Consider the following 14,778-nt stretch of genomic DNA (forward strand, 5'->3'; position numbering starts at 1 on the left):
TTGAACGCCTTTCCGACAACCACTCGACGACTGTTACCGTGCCGCTGGTGGGCAGACTAGGACCATGGTCTGGCCGGTATGGGACTTCAGTGCCGCGACGGTCTCACAGCGTTGATTTATATTGGAATATCAAATGGTTATGGGGTTCGTTGGCTGTCAGGCTCGCGCATTGAAACCGTATTTGTCTAAAGTTTATTGCGCACGATTAGTGAATCCTCTTATGACGCTGTTCTAGCGGTTGGGCGGAGGTTCCTCAAGGAGGAGATATCATGACAAACCGAAAAACTCTGTTCGCGGCGCTCGCCGCATTGGCGCTTCTGGCGTCTCCGGCGCTCGGAAACGGGCACGGCAACGGCGGTGGCAACGCTGGCGGCAATGGTGGAGGCAACGGCAACGGGCACGGCCACGCCGGCGGCAACGGCAAGAGCGGGGCTTCGCATGGCAAGTCTGCGTCGGCTCCGGGGCGGGCGGCCAAGGCGGTAACGGACACAACGACCGACACCACGGTCAATACGAAGTCCGTGCACAAGGACAAGAACATCCATGCCAAGCTTGGCCGGCTGAACTCGCTGCAGCGCAACATCAACGCCTACATGAACTCCAAGAGCAAGAAGTTCGCCGGCATTCAGGCCTTCGTGACGCAGTCCGCGATAGCCAAGAACGCCCAGATCGCGGCCGACGAGGCGGCCGCCGCAGCGGCCGACGCCCAGGATAAGCTGAATGCCCTGAATGCGCAGATGACCACGCTGCAGGCGGACCCGTCCGCCACGCCTGAACAAATCCAGGACCTTAACGATCAGATCGCTGCTCAGCAGGCCGTTGTCGCCGCCGACAACGCGACGGCCGCCCAGGCCCAGGCGGCGGCTGACGCGGCAACGGTCGGCACCGATCAGGCATCGCTCGACGCGGCGCTGACGGACATGGCCAACAAGCCGGTCGACGCCGATGTCACGGATTGGGCCGAGGGCGTCCTTGCCGGCAAGATCGACCAAATGGCCGACGCGCTCCAAAAGGCGGGGACACCGTAGGGAACGCGACCCAAAAACAGCAGTCTAGGAAGATGCCGCCGGGCCTGGCCTGGCGGCGTTGCTGTTTCCCGGTCTCGACTCTCACGTTGAACAAAGCGTCGCGATAATTTCTTCGGGGCCAATGCGTCCCTTGACGGCATTTGCGCCTTCATCGGCGAAGTCGATCCAACCCTCGTTGAAGCCATCCAGCATCCGCATGCGCGGCCCCGGATTTTTCATGCCTTGAGAGACGAACAGGCCCTCCCAAATGTCCCGGGGTACCGTTTCGACCCGCACCGGCCGTCCCAATGCCTTGGTGAAGGCGATCGCCAGGTCGTTGGGCGAGACACGGCGCGGGCCTTCGAGTTCGACCACCCGCCTGCCCGTCCAATGTTCCTGGATCAGTTCCGCCGCAACCCGCCCCACATCGCTCGTCGCGACCATCGCGAACGGCTTGTCGGCAGGCATCAGGAAGCTCGAGATCACACCCGTGTCGCGTGCGGAGGCGACATCCCACATTGCGTTTTCGAGGAACCAGCCCGGTCTCAGGAAGGTCACCGGCAGCGGCAATGCCGAGAGTGCCTCTTCCAGCATCGTGCGCTGCGACAAGAGATTGTCCTGCGCTGCATCGGCTCCGATCGTCGACAGGCAAAGCACTCTGCCCGGCTTCGCGGCCCTCAGCCCTTCGACGATGGCGTCGATGACCTTGCGCGCCTCGGGATAGCCGGGCTCAGGGTCGAACTCCGATGGCGGCAGGATGAAGACCCCGTCAGTGCCGGCGAACGCAGCCGTCAGAGCCGCGGCGTCCTCAAGTCCGGCAAGCGCGACCTCGCAGCCGCGCGCCGCCCATTCTTCGCCTTTGTTGGCGTCCCTGACCACGGCGCGGACAGGCCGGCCCTCATCCAGCAAGGCGTGGCCGAGCGCGCCGCCGACTTTTCCAGTAATTCCGGTGATGGCATACATCTTCGTTTTCCAATCTCTCGTTTGTGTGGGGCAGCGGATCAGGTGCGATCGAGCCCGTGATAGAGACCGCGCTCGAATTTGCCGTAGAGCGCGACGATCCGCTTGTCGAAAAAGGGCAGGACCTGGGTGAACAGCGCGCCGGTGACGTGCTTCACCGGGTCGAGCCAGAAGTAGCAGTTGAGCAGGCCTGCCCAGGCGATGCTGCCGGCGGAGCGCCCGTTCGGTCCCGGCATGTTGATATCGAAAGACAGGCCCCATTTATGCGGCTGTCCCGGGAACTGGTCGAAGCTGCGGGAATAGGCCGGCTGCGCCGAGCGCATCGCCTGGACGTTCAAATCGCCGATCTGGTTCTGCATCATCATCGCGACCGTCTGCGGATGCAGGATTCGGACGCCATCGAGCGTGCCTCCGTTCAGCAGCGCTTGCAGGAACGCCAAATAGTCCCGCGGCGTCGAGAAGGCACCGCCGCCGCCCATGAAGAACTCCGGCCGCTGCGGCATCTCGAAGGGCGCCGGCTCCAGCGCCCCATCGGCGCGGCGATTGTGGAAAGTGGCGACGCGCCGCTTCTGTCCGGCCCCGATCAGAAAGCCTGAATCCTTCATGCCGAGCGGCACGAAGATGTTCTCGCGAAAGTAGATCTCGAGCGACTGATCCGACACCGCCTCGACCAGCTTGCCGACCCAGTCCATGCTGATGCCGTATTGCCACCGCTCGCCAGGCTCGAATTCAAGCGGAGCCGTGAAGGCAGCATTTTTGCAGGTCGCGATGTCGGGCATGCCCGTCGCCTTCTCGTAGCGGGTCAGAGCCTCGCTCCAGATCGAGTAGGTATAGCCGGAGGTATGCGTCAGCAGATGGCGCACCTTGATCGCGCGCCTGGCCGGCCGCAGTCGCGGCGTTCCGTCCTCGGCAAAGCCGTCGAGGACCTGCGGCGAGCCCAATTCAGGCAGGTATTTCGCCGCGTCGTCATCCAGATGCAGGCGGCCCTGCTCGATCAACTGCATGCAGGCGGCCGCGGTGAAGGCCTTGGTCATCGACAGCAGCCAGAACACCGTGTCGAGCGTCATCGGTGCGCCCGTTACGACGTTCGCCTTGCCGAAGGCGCCCTCATAGACGATGCCTTTCGGCGTCGCCGCGACGGCAATGACACCGGCCACGTCGTTCTTTGAGACGCCTTCCCGCAAGGCGGCGTCGATCGCCTTGAACCGCACGGACGAACCGGCCGCCGTTGTTCTGGCCAAAGCGGGGCTGACCGTATCGAGAGCCAGAATGGCTCCCAGCATTCCGCCGCGCTGAAGCATCGTCCTGCGTGTGAGGAGGTCCATTGGCTACTCCTTTCCGGATCGAAGGAAATCCGATTTGCTCGGCCGCTCGCCCCGGCGTTGCCAGGGACGCCACCCTTGTAAGTCGCGCCATGACGTGATTCACGCGCATAAGGATCAGTGCTATAGTGACTCAGATTCACTGCTCGAGTTGGCTCCGGCGGAGACCTGCAGGGCGAAGGGAGATCGAATGGTTTTCGATACACGGCTTCTGACCGGTGTCGGTGTCCTGGCAGCGGTAACGGAGGCAGGGAATTTCGCCCGCGCCGCGGAGATGCTCGGCCTGACGCCGTCAGCGGTGAGCCGGGCCGTCGCGCGCCTGGAAGCGCGGGTCGGTGTTCGGCTTTTCGATCGCAATCCACGCGAGGCCAGCCTTACCGAGGAAGGCCGCCGCTTCCACGCGCAGGTGATGCCGCTTCTGGCTGGTCTGGATGAGGCGGCCGCCGAGGCCGCGGGCGCGGCGGCGGTCGTGCGCGGTCGGCTGCGCATCTCCGTCGACCCGTGGTTCGCGCGTATGGTGCTGGCGTCGAAGCTGCAGGCGTTTCTGGTCCGCTATCCTCTGCTGTCCGTCGATTTCCTAACCAGCAACTATCGCCAGGAGATGATGGCCGGCGTCGACGTGGCGGTGCGCTTCGGGCCTCCCGATGAGTCATCCCTCATCGTGCGCAAGCTGCTGGAGACCCGCATCCTGACGGTCGCCGCTCCGGCCTATCTGGAAAAGCACGGCGAGCCGCGATCACCCGATGATCTCGTCAATCACGAAGCGCTTTTGTTCCGCGATCCCCAGACCGGCCTGCCCTTTCCCTGGGAGTTCCGGCGCGGCCGGGAGGTCAAGGATGTCGAGGTCTCCAGTCGCCTGGTGATGGATGACCCTTCGGTCGCGATATCCGCTTGCCTGGCCGGTCAAGGCATTTTCCAGAGCCTCGCGATCGGCTTGGCGCCTCTGCTGTCGCGAGGCGAGCTTGTTCAGATCCTGCCGGAATGGTCGGAGGAACTCTATCCGCTCTATGCCTATCATCCCTCGCGCCACCTCCCGCCGGCGAAGGTCCGGGCGCTTCTGGATTTCATCCAGGAGATTGCTGTCGGCGCATGATCGATACTCGGCTTGTATCCCCGCGGTTTGGCAGAACTTTGAGCCTACCGCGCTGCAACTGATTTGAGCGTCATTCACGCGAGCGCTACGGATCAGGGCGAATCGGTGTCGCAACTGCCGACAACCACCAGGCGGAAAGGGTCCTCCAGCATGAGGGCCTGCAGCTGATCCGGAAACGGCCTTTTCGAAGGGTCGCGGCGACAGAAGGCGGCATTTTTCCCGTCAAGATAGTCGGCTCTGGAATTTCGATCGCAAATCAAGCATGATGACCTTGGCATTCGCCGGGACAGCTTCGCGCGCCCTCGAATGCCGGGAGGACGGGACATGGCCGTAGCGCTTGTACTCGTTTTGGTCGTCGTGGGCTCGGTGTTGTTTCACCTCCTGAGCCCATGGTGGTGGACGCCGATTGCCTCCAACTGGAGCTATATCGACAACACCATCATCATCACCTTCTGGATCACCGGCGTCGTCTTCGCCGCCGTGGTTCTATTCATGGCCTATTGCGTCTTCCGCTTCCGTCATCGGGAAGGAAACCGGGCTGCCTACGAACCGGAGAACAAACGGCTCGAATCGTGGCTGACGATCGTCACCGCGGTTGGGGTCACGGCGTTGCTGGTTCCCGGCCTGTTCGTCTGGAGCCGGTTTGTCAACGTCCCGAGCGACGCAACCGACGTCGAAGTCGTCGGCCAGCAGTGGCAGTGGAGTTTCCGCCTGCCCGGCAAGGACGGCAAGCTTGGCACATCCGACACCCGCGACGTCACCGCTGACAATCCGCTGGGCGTGATCGCCAGCGATCCCAATGGCCAGGACGATGTCGTGGTCGAGGCGGCTGACCTGCATCTGCCGGTCGGCAAGCCGGTCAAGATGCTGCTCCGCTCGATCGATGTGCTGCACGATTTCTATGTGCCGGAATTCCGCGCCAAGATGGACATGATCCCGGGTTCGGTCACCTATTTCTGGTTCACCCCGACCAAGACCGGAACCTTTCAGGTCCTGTGCGCCGAACTTTGCGGCCAAGGCCATCCTTTGATGCATGGTGTGGTCATGGTCGACACCCAGCAAGACTACTTGGCCTGGCTTGGCCAGCAGCAGACTTTCGCCCAGTTGTCGGCACCCCAGCAAACGGGCTCGGCAGACCAGGCGCCGGGCAAAACGACGGCGTCAGGTTTGAAAATTGCAGCAAAGCTCGAAACGGTCGGGTCTCGCTGAAAAGGACACGGAGGTGTTCCTATGGTCGACATCACGCCTGCAGATGGCATCCCGCCGGCCGAAGTCGCGGAGGTGGAACTTTATCATCCGCACAGTTGGTGGACGAAATACGTCTTCTCGCAGGACGCCAAGGTCATCGCCATCCAGTATTCGGCGACGGCGACGGGAATAGGCCTCGTCGCCCTGGTGCTGTCCTGGCTGATGCGGCTGCAGCTCGGCTTCCCCGGTACGTTCGACTTCATCACCCCGGAAGCCTACTACCAGTTCATCACCATGCACGGCATGATCATGGTGATCTACCTGCTCACCGCCCTCTTCCTCGGCGGATTTGGCAACTATCTGATCCCATTGATGGTCGGCGCGCGTGACATGGTCTTTCCCTATGTCAACATGCTGAGCTACTGGATCTACCTGCTCGCCGTGCTGGTTCTGGTGTCGAGCTTCTTTGCGCCCGGCGGACCGACGGGGGCCGGCTGGACGCTCTACCCGCCGCAAGCCATCATGAGCGGCACACCAGGCGGCCAGGACTGGGGCATCATCCTGATGCTGTCCTCGCTGATCCTGTTCATCATCGGCTTCACGATGGGCGGCCTGAACTATGTGGTGACGGTGCTGCAGGGCCGTACGCGCGGCATGACAATGATGCGCCTGCCGCTGACCGTCTGGGGCATCTTCACCGCGACCGTCATGGCCCTGCTCGCCTTTCCGGCGCTGTTCGTCGCCTGCGTGATGATGCTGCTCGACCGCGCCCTCGGCACCAGCTTCTTCATGCCAGCGATCTCCGAGATGGGCGAGCAACTGCAGCACAATGGCGGCAGCCCGATCCTGTTCCAGCACCTGTTCTGGTTCTTCGGCCATCCCGAGGTCTACATCGTGGCGCTGCCGGCGTTCGGCATCGTATCCGACCTGATCAGCACGCATGCACGCAAGAACATCTTCGGCTACCGGATGATGGTCTGGGCCATCGTCGGCATTGGGGCGCTGAGCTTCGTTGTCTGGGCGCACCACATGTATGTCAGCGGCATGGACCCCTATTTTGGCTTCTTCTTCGCCACCACGACGCTGATCATCGCCGTTCCGACCGCCATCAAGGTCTACAATTGGGTGCTGACCCTATGGCGGGGCGACATCCATCTCACCATACCCATGCTCTTTGCCCTGGCCTTCATCGTCACCTTTGTGAACGGCGGGCTGACCGGGTTGTTTCTCGGCAATGTCGTCGTCGATGTTCCGCTGTCCGACACGATGTTCGTCGTCGCCCATTTCCATATGGTCATGGGTGTCGCTCCGATCCTCGTGGTTTTTGGCGCGATCTACCATTGGTACCCGAAGGTCACCGGCCGGATGCTCGACGAGATGTTGGGCCGGTTCCATTTCTGGGTCACGTTCCTCGGCGCCTACCTGATTTTCTTCCCCATGCACTACCTCGGCCTGATGGGTGTGCCGCGCCGCTACGCCGAACTGACCGACATGACCATCATGACGGAGTCGGCCCACCACCTGAACTCGTTCATCAGCATCATGGCCTTCATCGTCGGCTTTGCCCAAATGGTGTTCCTGTTCAATCTGATCTGGAGCATCCGTCATGGCCGCGAGGCCGGCGGCAATCCGTGGCGGGCCACGACCCTCGAATGGCAGACGCCGCATACACCGCCGACGCACGGCAATTTCGGCAAGGATCTGCCGATCGTCTATCGCTGGCCCTATGACTACAGCGTACCGGGCGCCAAGGAGGATTTCATCCCGCAGAACATGCCGGGCTCCTTCGGCCCCTCGAGGGAGCCGGCATGAGCGTCATCCTGGTCTTCCTGCTCGTCATCGCCTGTTTTGCCGGATGGTGGCTTTCGCACCAGAGGCTGACGACCAAGCCATGGCTCGAACAAGGTCTGGCCGGCGATTTTGTCGGCCTCGACCGGTCGGCGTTGCCCACCGCCAAGATCGGCCTCGGCGTCTTCCTCGCCGTCGTCGGCTGCCTGTTTTCGCTGTTCACCAGCGCCTACTTCATGCGCATGGGCCTGTCGGACTGGCGGCCTCTGCCGCTGCCGCGCCTGCTCTGGCTGAACACGGGTGTGCTGGTCCTGAGCAGCATCGCGCTGCAATGCGCCGTGGTGGCGGCACGCCAGGGTCAGATCGACATGGTCAGGCTTGGCCTTGCGACGGCCGGGCTCACGGCACTTGCCTTCCTGGTCGGACAACTCATGGCATGGCGGCAGATGACCGACGATGGCTATCTGCTGAGCTCCAATCCGGCCAACAGCTTTTTCTACCTGATCACCGGCATGCATGGCCTGCACATACTGGGCGGGCTGGTGGGGCTCGGGAGAACAACCGTCGGTGCATGGAACGGAGCACGACCCGAGCGGCTTCGGCTCGGCGTCGAACTGTGCGCCATGTACTGGCATTTCCTGCTCTTCGTCTGGCTCGCCATCTTTGCGCTGCTGGCCGGTTGGGCGGCTACGTTCATCGACATTTGCCGACAGTTGCTGACCTGAAGGGATCAAGCGGATGGCAGAGACACTGACGCATATCGGCAAGACGGAGCCACGGCCCTCAGGCTGGCAAGGCATTGCCGCTGACTGGTCCTCGGATCAGCGTGCGTTCAAGAACGTGTCCTGGGGCAAGGCCATGATGTGGATCTTCCTGCTCAGCGACACCTTCATCTTCGGCTGCTTCCTGCTCTCCTACATGACAGCGCGTATGTCGACACGCGTGCCGTGGCCCAATCCGAGCGAAGTCTTTGCGCTTCGCATCGGCGGCTCGGATATCCCGCTGATCCTCATCGCCATCATGACCTTCGTGCTGATCTCAAGCAGCGGAACGATGGCCATGGCGGTCAATTTCGGCTATCGCCGCGACCGCCGCAAGACGGCAATCCTCATGCTTCTGACTGCGGCACTCGGCGCGACCTTTGTCGGCATGCAGGCCTTCGAATGGACCAAGCTGATCACTGAAGGGGTGCGGCCCTGGGGCAATCCCTGGGGCGCTGCACAATTCGGTGCGTCTTTCTTCATGATCACCGGTTTCCACGGCACTCATGTGACGATCGGGGTGATCTTCCTGATCATCGTGGCGCGAAAGGTCTGGCGCGGCGATTTCGACACCGGACGGCGCGGCTTCTTCACCAGCCGTACGGGTCGCTACGAGAACGTCGAGATCATGGGGCTGTACTGGCACTTCGTCGACCTGGTCTGGGTGTTCATCTTCGCATTCTTCTATCTTTGGTGAGAGGCAGACATGGCAGAAGCAACCGCAAACGGCCTCGGACAACACGCGCTACATGCTGGTCATGCACATGAGGCGCCGGCGGCCGTCGCCCACGCCGACGAGCATCAGGAACATCCCATCAAGCTCTATCTGGTGGTCTGGGCTTGGCTGTTCATCCTCAGCACCTGCTCCTACCTGGTCGATTATTTCGGCCTGCAAGGCTATCTCAGATGGTCGCTGATCCTGATCTTCATGATCCTCAAGGCAGGGCTGATCGTCGCCGTCTTCATGCACATGGCCTGGGAACGGCTGGCTCTGGCCTATGCGATCATCCTGCCGCCGATACTGGTGCTGGTGTTCACGACAATGATGGTCTTCGAAGCCGACTACACCCTTTTCACCAGGCTGGCGTTTTTCGGATCCGGGCACTGACGCGCAAACCCGCGCGTCGCGAACTCCGGCAAGGAGGCCAAGATGACGATCGCAAACAGGCTGAAGGACTTCATCGACGGCAAGGGCATTTCCTACGACACCGTCGCTCATCATCGCACATCAACAAGCCGGCAGTCGGCCATAGCCGCGCATGTCCCCGGCAGCATCATGGCGAAATCCGTGGTCGTTCACCACGAGCTTGGCTATACGCTGGCCGTGGTTCCAAGCACCCACAGGATCGAACTTGGCAGGTTGCAGGACGTCATGGACAGGCGTCTCGGACTCGCCTCCGAGGACGAAGTGATTTCGCTCTTCGATGATTGCGACACCGGCGCCATCCCGCCGATCGGCGCAGCCTATGACGTGCCGGTCATTGTCGATGAAAGCCTTGGCGATGCCGCGGATATCTACTTCGAAGGCGGCGACCATAGGACGCTGGTGCATGTCAGCGGCAAGGATTTCCGCAACCTGACCATGGGCGCATACCAAGCCAGCTTCAGTCACCCGGCCTACTGACGGTTTCGATCGGACTGCACCGGCCCTTCGCCGGTGCAGTCCGGCAGAACCTGCCTCTCAACTCGCCTGTCTGGCCGGCGGCTCCACGACCTTTCGGTAGACATGCCAAGTGGCGTGACCGAGGATCGGCAGCACGACGGCCAACCCGGCGAACACCGGCAGCGAGCCGATGATCAGGGCAACGGCCACGATCAGTCCCCAGACAGCCATGGTGATCGGGTTCGCCAGCACCGCACGCACCGAAGTGTGGATGGCTTCGTAGGCGCCGACGTCGCGGTCGAGCAACAATGGGAAGGCGACGACCGTTGTGCACAACACCACCACGGCGAAGACGAAGCCGATGACGTGCCCAAGGATGATCAGCGTCCAGCCGCGGCCGGTGGCAAATATTTCATTGATGAAGCCGGATATCGATTCTGGCGGCGCCGGGCCGAAAAGATATTCGTAGAACATCTGCGCGGTCAAAAGCCAGGCGATGAAGATCGCAAACAGCATGATTCCAACCGCCGCGATGGCCGGCAGCGCCGGAGAATTCCTGACCTCGAAAGCGTGCCTCCAGGAAGTGTCGAGTCCGGCTTCCCGCCTGCGGCTGATTTCATAGAGGCCGATCGCCGCGAACGGGCCAATCAGCGCAAACCCGGAGACCAGCGGAAACAGCAACGGCAACGCATTGGCGCCCGAAGTCCAGGCGGCCAGCACGACGCCTACGAGCGGATAGATCAGGCAGAGAAAGACGATGTGCGATGGTTTGACCATGAAATCGTCGACGCCCCGTTTGAGCGCGTCGAAAAGGTCGGAAACACTGATTTTTCGAATTTTGGTATGTTCCAGCGTCTCGCTGGCGCCTGCGATCACATGAAAGCTTGCCATGACCATTTCCCTCCAGACCAGGTCCGGTAAGGTCGCGGTTTTGCGGTGCCGTCGTTCTGCGAGACTGGCCACGCAAAACCGCGACCTGCACCGGAATCAACATACTCTCTTGCCAGGGACTTGTCGCCCTTTGTCAGAAGACCTCCGGCTGTCCGGCTAGCTCTGGTGGTCTTTTTTCGCTATTCTCATACAGCGCCGCGCGCCCTTTTTGGCCGCGCAAAGGTTGAAGGTCATGGACGGAAGGACGCTTCTCATACTCGGCCTTGGCATAGTCGCCCTGCTGATCCTGGGATTCTGCGCAATACCATCGTGATGTTCGACCAGGCCCTGGTCTGCAACGTCTTCAATGCACCAATTACAGTTCGGCCATATCGATCCGGCGGGTTTCCTTTATGCCGTCAACCTCCGGCTGACATGAACGCTCGCGTTGCGATGGTGTCGGCAAGCAGTATGGCAAAGATCGCGAAAAGATAAAAAATCGAGAAGGCAAACAAAGCCTTTGCAGGCTTCATCTCCTTGTCTGGAACGACCAGAACCTTCCAGGCGTGCCAGATGAATCCCGCGCCCAATGCGGCTGAGGCAACTCCATAAATCCCGCTCGCGAATCCGAACGCCCAGGGCAGCACGCCGATTGGCGCCAGCAGCAGTGAATAGGCGAACATCTGTTTTCTGGTCGAAGCCTGACCGGCCACGTTCGGCATCATCGGGATGCCTGCAGCGGCGTAGTCGCCGACCTTGAACAGCGCGAGCGCCCAGAAATGCGGCGGCGTCCACAGAAAGATGATTAGAAACAGGATGACGCTTTCAGCGCTGACGGCGCCGGTTGCGGCCGCCCAGCCAATGACAGGAGGAAGGGCACCCGCCGCGCCGCCGATGACGATGTTCTGCGGCGTCGAGCGCTTCAGCCACATCGTATAGATGACGACGTAGAAGAAGATGGTGAAGGCCAGCAGCGATGCGGCAAGCCAGTCCACCAGCACGCCGAGCGTCATCACCGAAAGCGCGGAGAGCACCAGGCCGAAGCCGAGAGCTTCGCCCGGCGTGACGCGGCCCGACGGCACCGGCCGCTTTGATGTGCGCGACATCAGCGCGTCGATGTCCGCGTCGTACCACATGTTAAGGGCCCCGGCCGCTCCTGCTCCGATCGCAATCGCACCGATTGCAATCACGGCGATGACCGGGTTCATCGCGCCAGGCGCCGCCATCAGGCCAACGAAGGCAGTGAATACGGCAAGCGCCATGACCCGGGGCTTCAAAAGCGCAAAGAAGTCACCCGCCGTCGCTTCCGAGAGACGGATGCCGGTATCCTTGAGGCGGTTTTCCCTAGTCGACATCTCAGACCGATGGAAGCGCGCGGGCGAGCCAGGTCACTTCGAGAACGTTTTCAGATAGGCAATGACGTTGGCCACGTCTGCATCGTTCTTGAGGCCGGGAAACGCCATCTTGGTCCCTTTGACCATGGCCTTGGGATCGTGAAGATAGGTGGTCAGTGTTGGTTCGTCCCATTTGACGCCGGATTTGCCGGCCGCGATCATGGCATCGGAATATTTGAAATCCGGATGCGTGCCGGCAACGCGGCCGATGACGCCATACAGCGATGGACCGATCTTGTTCTTGTCCTCGTCCGCGATGTGGCAGACCTTGCATTTGGTGAAGACCTTCTCGCCAGCCGCAGCATCCTGAGCCTGCGATGGATTGGCAACGAAGGTTGCGACAGAAACGACGGCGAAAAACGCGACCAAACGCATGACTTTTCCTCCCTGATCGTCAAATGTGCCTGAGATAATCTGCGCATACCGGGGCCGCCAGCAACGCGCCTTGCACGGCAGAACAGATTATCGGAATCTCCCCCAAATGGAATTGCGGCACCTATGTACCACGGATTCTGGCCGGCGGGTAGAAGAGGTCGGACGAACAAAGGTTTAGGCAGTCAGCTGCGGCTCAGGGTACATTCGTGTTGCAGCTGCCGGCAACCTGGCTGACGGCTTCATCGAACCCCGCGAGGTCGAAATCGGCCTCCCCTCGCCCCGACAGCAACCCGAACCGCCAGGAAAGCTGGAGCCGGTTCGCGGCGCCGAGCCGTTTGATGCCGTCGGCGCCGTCGCGCATCAGCCTGCGGCCGCGCGGCCCGACGGACCAGCTTTCATCGAACTTGCCGCCCTGGTCGAGCGTGACCGACACGGTGATCTTGCGGCTGGCCGAGACGGTGTCGTTCAGTTGCAGCCATTCGGTCCAACGCGGTTCGCTGTTGGCCCGGCAACCAATGGTCAGGATCGGACTGTAGCTCAACGCACCGCCTCCGGTGATCAGCTTGTTGGTGGCATAGAGCGACGCCGTGACGAGGCCGTCTTCGGCCGTTTCGAACCGCCAATTCTCAAGCACCGTCTCGGCGCGGGCAATGCCGCAAACCGAAACGAGGACCAGCGCCACTGCCGAGGCGTGTCCCACTTCGACGAACAGTCTCAACGCGCGTCTCCGACATCCCAAGCGGCTTGCGATAGAAGATAATTATCAAAGCTTCGTATCGCCACTGGCCACCACCCGCGAAGTCTTCCGGCTGTTGCAGTTTAGCAACGAAAAAAGGCCGCCTCAAAGGGCGGCCTTCGTCAATTCCACGGAAAGTGCCGGGCTTATTCGGCGTCCTTGGCAGCCTTCTTTTTCGGCGCGGCCTTCTTCTTGGGCTCTTCCGCGTCGTCGGCCTTCTTGTCGTCAGCCTTCTTGGCGGCGGCCTTCTTCGCCGGCTTGGCCTTGACGGCGGTATCGGCCTCCTCGTCGTCGGCCATCAGTTCTTCCTTGCTGACCTTGACATCGGTGACCGAGATCTGGCCGAGCAGATGGTCGACCACCTTCTCCTCGAACATCGGCGCCCGCAGCGTGTTCAACGCTTCCGGGTTGTTGCGGTAGAACTCGAAGACTTCCTGCTGCTGGTTGCCCGGATAGCGGCGCACCTGCTCGAACAGCCCGCGCTGCAACTCCTCGTCCGATACCGTGACGCCGGCCTTCTCGCCGATTTCAGCCAGCACCAGGCCAAGACGCACGCGGCGCTCGGCAAGACGCAGATATTCGGCACGCGCCTCTTCTTCCGTCGTCTCTTCGTCTGCGAAGGTGCGGCCCGCCGCTTCCAGGTCGCGATTGACCTGGGCCCAGATATTGTTGAACTCGGCGTCGACGAGCTTCGACGGCGCCTCGAACGAGTAGGACGCGTCGAGCTGGTCGAGCAGCTGGCGCTTGACCTTCTGGCGCGTCATGGCGCCGAACTGGTTTTCGATCTGGCCACGCACGACGTCGCGCAGGCGCTCCAGCGACTCCAGGCCAAGGTTCTTGGCCGTCTCGTCGTTGATTTCCAGTTCGCCGGGCTGGGACACTTCCTTGACGGTGACGTCGAAGGTCGCTTCCTTGCCCGCAAGATGCGCCGCCTGGTAGTTGTCAGGGAAGGTTACGGTGATCTGCTTTTCGTCGCCGGCCTTGGCGCCGACCAGTTGATCCTCGAAGCCCGGGATAAACTCCTTCGAACCCAGCACCAGCGGCTGATCGGTGCCGGCGCCGCCATTGAAGGCCTCGCCGTCGATCTTGCCGACATAGTCGATGGTGACGCGGTCGCCATTGGCGGCCTTGCCGGTCTTCGGCTCATAGCTGCGTGCCGATTCGGCAACGCGCTGGACCTGCTCGTCGATCTCGGTGTCCGGCACGTCGAACACCTGGCGCGTCACCTTGATGTCGGAGAAATCCTTGATCTCGATCGCCGGAATGATCTCGTAGTTGAGGCGGAACTCGAAGTCGGCGCCGCCGGCCAGGATCTTCTCGGCCTCCTTCTCGTCCTCGGTCATGATGACTTCGGGCTGCATGGCAGCCTTTTCGCCGCGCCCGGTAATGATCGTGCGGGTCGAATCATTGAGGATTTCGTTGACCACCTCGGCCATGAACGACTTGCCGTAGACCTTGCGCAGGTGCTGCACCGGCACCTTGCCGGGGCGGAAGCCGTTGATGCGGACCTTGTTCCTGGCGTCCGAAAGCCGCGCCATCAGCTTGGCTTCCATGTCACCGGCCGGCACGGTGACCTTGATCTCGCGCTTGAGACCGGAGTTGAGTGTTTCGGTGACCTGCATCGTAAAACCTTTGTTTTCACCAATGAGACTGCCACGGCCTCTGCCGCTCACAGCCTGCC

General features: G+C 61.6%; 15 protein-coding genes. 8 read left to right on the top strand and 7 right to left on the bottom strand.

The annotated features are described in order from the left end of the window. The first annotated feature begins 269 nt into the window (after positions 1–269). Positions 270–1,028 carry a hypothetical protein gene (locus AC0ZT5_RS05120; RefSeq protein WP_488495533.1) on the top strand — a complete coding sequence of 253 codons (759 nt, stop codon included), beginning with the start codon at positions 270–272 and terminating at the stop codon, positions 1,026–1,028. Between the two features lie 81 nt (positions 1,029–1,109). On the opposite strand, the gene AC0ZT5_RS05125 is transcribed toward AC0ZT5_RS05120, so the two are convergent. Continuing rightward, positions 1,110–1,970, bottom strand: a complete 861-nt coding sequence (locus AC0ZT5_RS05125) for an NmrA family NAD(P)-binding protein (protein ID WP_488495534.1) — start codon at positions 1,968–1,970, stop codon at positions 1,110–1,112. Positions 1,971–2,008: 38 nt separating this feature from the next. Further along, the gene (locus AC0ZT5_RS05130) at positions 2,009–3,292 is read right to left on the bottom strand and encodes a serine hydrolase domain-containing protein (RefSeq protein ID WP_488495535.1); all 1,284 of its coding nucleotides are present in this window, start codon (positions 3,290–3,292) and stop codon (positions 2,009–2,011) included. A 187-nt stretch (positions 3,293–3,479) separates the two neighbouring features. Here AC0ZT5_RS05130 and AC0ZT5_RS05135 point away from each other — a divergent pair, with 187 nt between their 5' ends. The 7 genes from AC0ZT5_RS05135 to AC0ZT5_RS05165 all read left to right on the top strand — a co-directional run bounded on the left by AC0ZT5_RS05135 (position 3,480) and on the right by AC0ZT5_RS05165 (position 9,743). Then, a complete protein-coding gene (locus AC0ZT5_RS05135) occupies positions 3,480–4,382 on the top strand; it encodes a LysR family transcriptional regulator (protein ID WP_488495536.1) in 903 nt (300 codons plus the stop codon). Positions 4,383–4,706: 324 nt separating this feature from the next. Beyond that, a complete protein-coding gene (locus tag AC0ZT5_RS05140) occupies positions 4,707–5,591 on the top strand; it encodes a cytochrome c oxidase subunit II (protein WP_488495537.1) in 885 nt (294 codons plus the stop codon). A 21-nt stretch (positions 5,592–5,612) separates the two neighbouring features. Further along, positions 5,613–7,382 (top strand): cytochrome c oxidase subunit I, encoded by a 1,770-nt coding sequence (gene ctaD, locus AC0ZT5_RS05145; RefSeq protein ID WP_477417121.1) that lies wholly within the window; start codon positions 5,613–5,615, stop codon positions 7,380–7,382. Continuing rightward, positions 7,379–8,083 carry a cytochrome c oxidase subunit 3 gene (locus AC0ZT5_RS05150; protein ID WP_488495538.1) on the top strand — a complete coding sequence of 235 codons (705 nt, stop codon included), beginning with the start codon at positions 7,379–7,381 and terminating at the stop codon, positions 8,081–8,083. The genes ctaD and AC0ZT5_RS05150 overlap by 4 nt, the downstream gene beginning before the upstream one ends. A gap of 13 nt (positions 8,084–8,096) precedes the next feature. Continuing rightward, a complete protein-coding gene (locus AC0ZT5_RS05155; protein WP_488495539.1) occupies positions 8,097–8,816 on the top strand; it encodes a heme-copper oxidase subunit III family protein in 720 nt (239 codons plus the stop codon). Positions 8,817–8,825: 9 nt separating this feature from the next. Further along, positions 8,826–9,227 (top strand): cytochrome C oxidase subunit IV family protein, encoded by a 402-nt coding sequence (locus AC0ZT5_RS05160; protein ID WP_477227394.1) that lies wholly within the window; start codon positions 8,826–8,828, stop codon positions 9,225–9,227. Between the two features lie 42 nt (positions 9,228–9,269). Further along, the gene (locus AC0ZT5_RS05165) at positions 9,270–9,743 is read left to right on the top strand and encodes an aminoacyl-tRNA deacylase (protein ID WP_488495540.1); all 474 of its coding nucleotides are present in this window, start codon (positions 9,270–9,272) and stop codon (positions 9,741–9,743) included. A gap of 57 nt (positions 9,744–9,800) precedes the next feature. On the opposite strand, the gene AC0ZT5_RS05170 is transcribed toward AC0ZT5_RS05165, so the two are convergent. From AC0ZT5_RS05170 to tig, 5 genes are all read right to left on the bottom strand, one after another. Next, a complete protein-coding gene (locus AC0ZT5_RS05170) occupies positions 9,801–10,613 on the bottom strand; it encodes a DUF2189 domain-containing protein (protein ID WP_488495541.1) in 813 nt (270 codons plus the stop codon). Between the two features lie 398 nt (positions 10,614–11,011). Next, a complete protein-coding gene (locus tag AC0ZT5_RS05175; RefSeq protein WP_488495542.1) occupies positions 11,012–11,947 on the bottom strand; it encodes a heme o synthase in 936 nt (311 codons plus the stop codon). A 33-nt stretch (positions 11,948–11,980) separates the two neighbouring features. After that, positions 11,981–12,361: a c-type cytochrome gene (locus AC0ZT5_RS05180; RefSeq protein ID WP_488495543.1), complete on the bottom strand. Its 381-nt coding sequence runs from the start codon at positions 12,359–12,361 to the stop codon at positions 11,981–11,983. Positions 12,362–12,554: 193 nt separating this feature from the next. After that, complete coding sequence (locus tag AC0ZT5_RS05185; RefSeq protein ID WP_488495544.1) at positions 12,555–13,079, bottom strand: hypothetical protein; 525 nt, start codon at positions 13,077–13,079, stop codon at positions 12,555–12,557. A 164-nt stretch (positions 13,080–13,243) separates the two neighbouring features. After that, positions 13,244–14,719 (bottom strand): trigger factor, encoded by a 1,476-nt coding sequence (gene tig / locus AC0ZT5_RS05190; RefSeq protein WP_488495545.1) that lies wholly within the window; start codon positions 14,717–14,719, stop codon positions 13,244–13,246. Positions 14,720–14,778: the final 59 nt, after the last annotated feature.

The sequence above is a fragment of the Mesorhizobium sp. CNPSo 4670 genome (assembly GCF_057784235.1).

What these genes read in the sequence shown, in the direction of transcription:
- AC0ZT5_RS05120 (WP_488495533.1), top strand. Translation starts at nt 270, where the DNA reads ATGACAAACCGAAAAACTCTGTTCGCGGCGCTCGCCGCATTGGCGCTT.
- AC0ZT5_RS05125 (WP_488495534.1), bottom strand. Translation starts at nt 1,970, where the DNA reads ATGTATGCCATCACCGGAATTACTGGAAAAGTCGGCGGCGCGCTCGGC.
- AC0ZT5_RS05130 (WP_488495535.1), bottom strand. Translation starts at nt 3,292, where the DNA reads ATGGACCTCCTCACACGCAGGACGATGCTTCAGCGCGGCGGAATGCTG.
- AC0ZT5_RS05135 (WP_488495536.1), top strand. Translation starts at nt 3,480, where the DNA reads ATGGTTTTCGATACACGGCTTCTGACCGGTGTCGGTGTCCTGGCAGCG.
- AC0ZT5_RS05140 (WP_488495537.1), top strand. Translation starts at nt 4,707, where the DNA reads ATGGCCGTAGCGCTTGTACTCGTTTTGGTCGTCGTGGGCTCGGTGTTG.
- ctaD (WP_477417121.1), top strand. Translation starts at nt 5,613, where the DNA reads ATGGTCGACATCACGCCTGCAGATGGCATCCCGCCGGCCGAAGTCGCG.
- AC0ZT5_RS05150 (WP_488495538.1), top strand. Translation starts at nt 7,379, where the DNA reads ATGAGCGTCATCCTGGTCTTCCTGCTCGTCATCGCCTGTTTTGCCGGA.
- AC0ZT5_RS05155 (WP_488495539.1), top strand. Translation starts at nt 8,097, where the DNA reads ATGGCAGAGACACTGACGCATATCGGCAAGACGGAGCCACGGCCCTCA.
- AC0ZT5_RS05160 (WP_477227394.1), top strand. Translation starts at nt 8,826, where the DNA reads ATGGCAGAAGCAACCGCAAACGGCCTCGGACAACACGCGCTACATGCT.
- AC0ZT5_RS05165 (WP_488495540.1), top strand. Translation starts at nt 9,270, where the DNA reads ATGACGATCGCAAACAGGCTGAAGGACTTCATCGACGGCAAGGGCATT.
- AC0ZT5_RS05170 (WP_488495541.1), bottom strand. Translation starts at nt 10,613, where the DNA reads ATGGCAAGCTTTCATGTGATCGCAGGCGCCAGCGAGACGCTGGAACAT.
- AC0ZT5_RS05175 (WP_488495542.1), bottom strand. Translation starts at nt 11,947, where the DNA reads ATGTCGACTAGGGAAAACCGCCTCAAGGATACCGGCATCCGTCTCTCG.
- AC0ZT5_RS05180 (WP_488495543.1), bottom strand. Translation starts at nt 12,361, where the DNA reads ATGCGTTTGGTCGCGTTTTTCGCCGTCGTTTCTGTCGCAACCTTCGTT.
- tig (WP_488495545.1), bottom strand. Translation starts at nt 14,719, where the DNA reads ATGCAGGTCACCGAAACACTCAACTCCGGTCTCAAGCGCGAGATCAAG.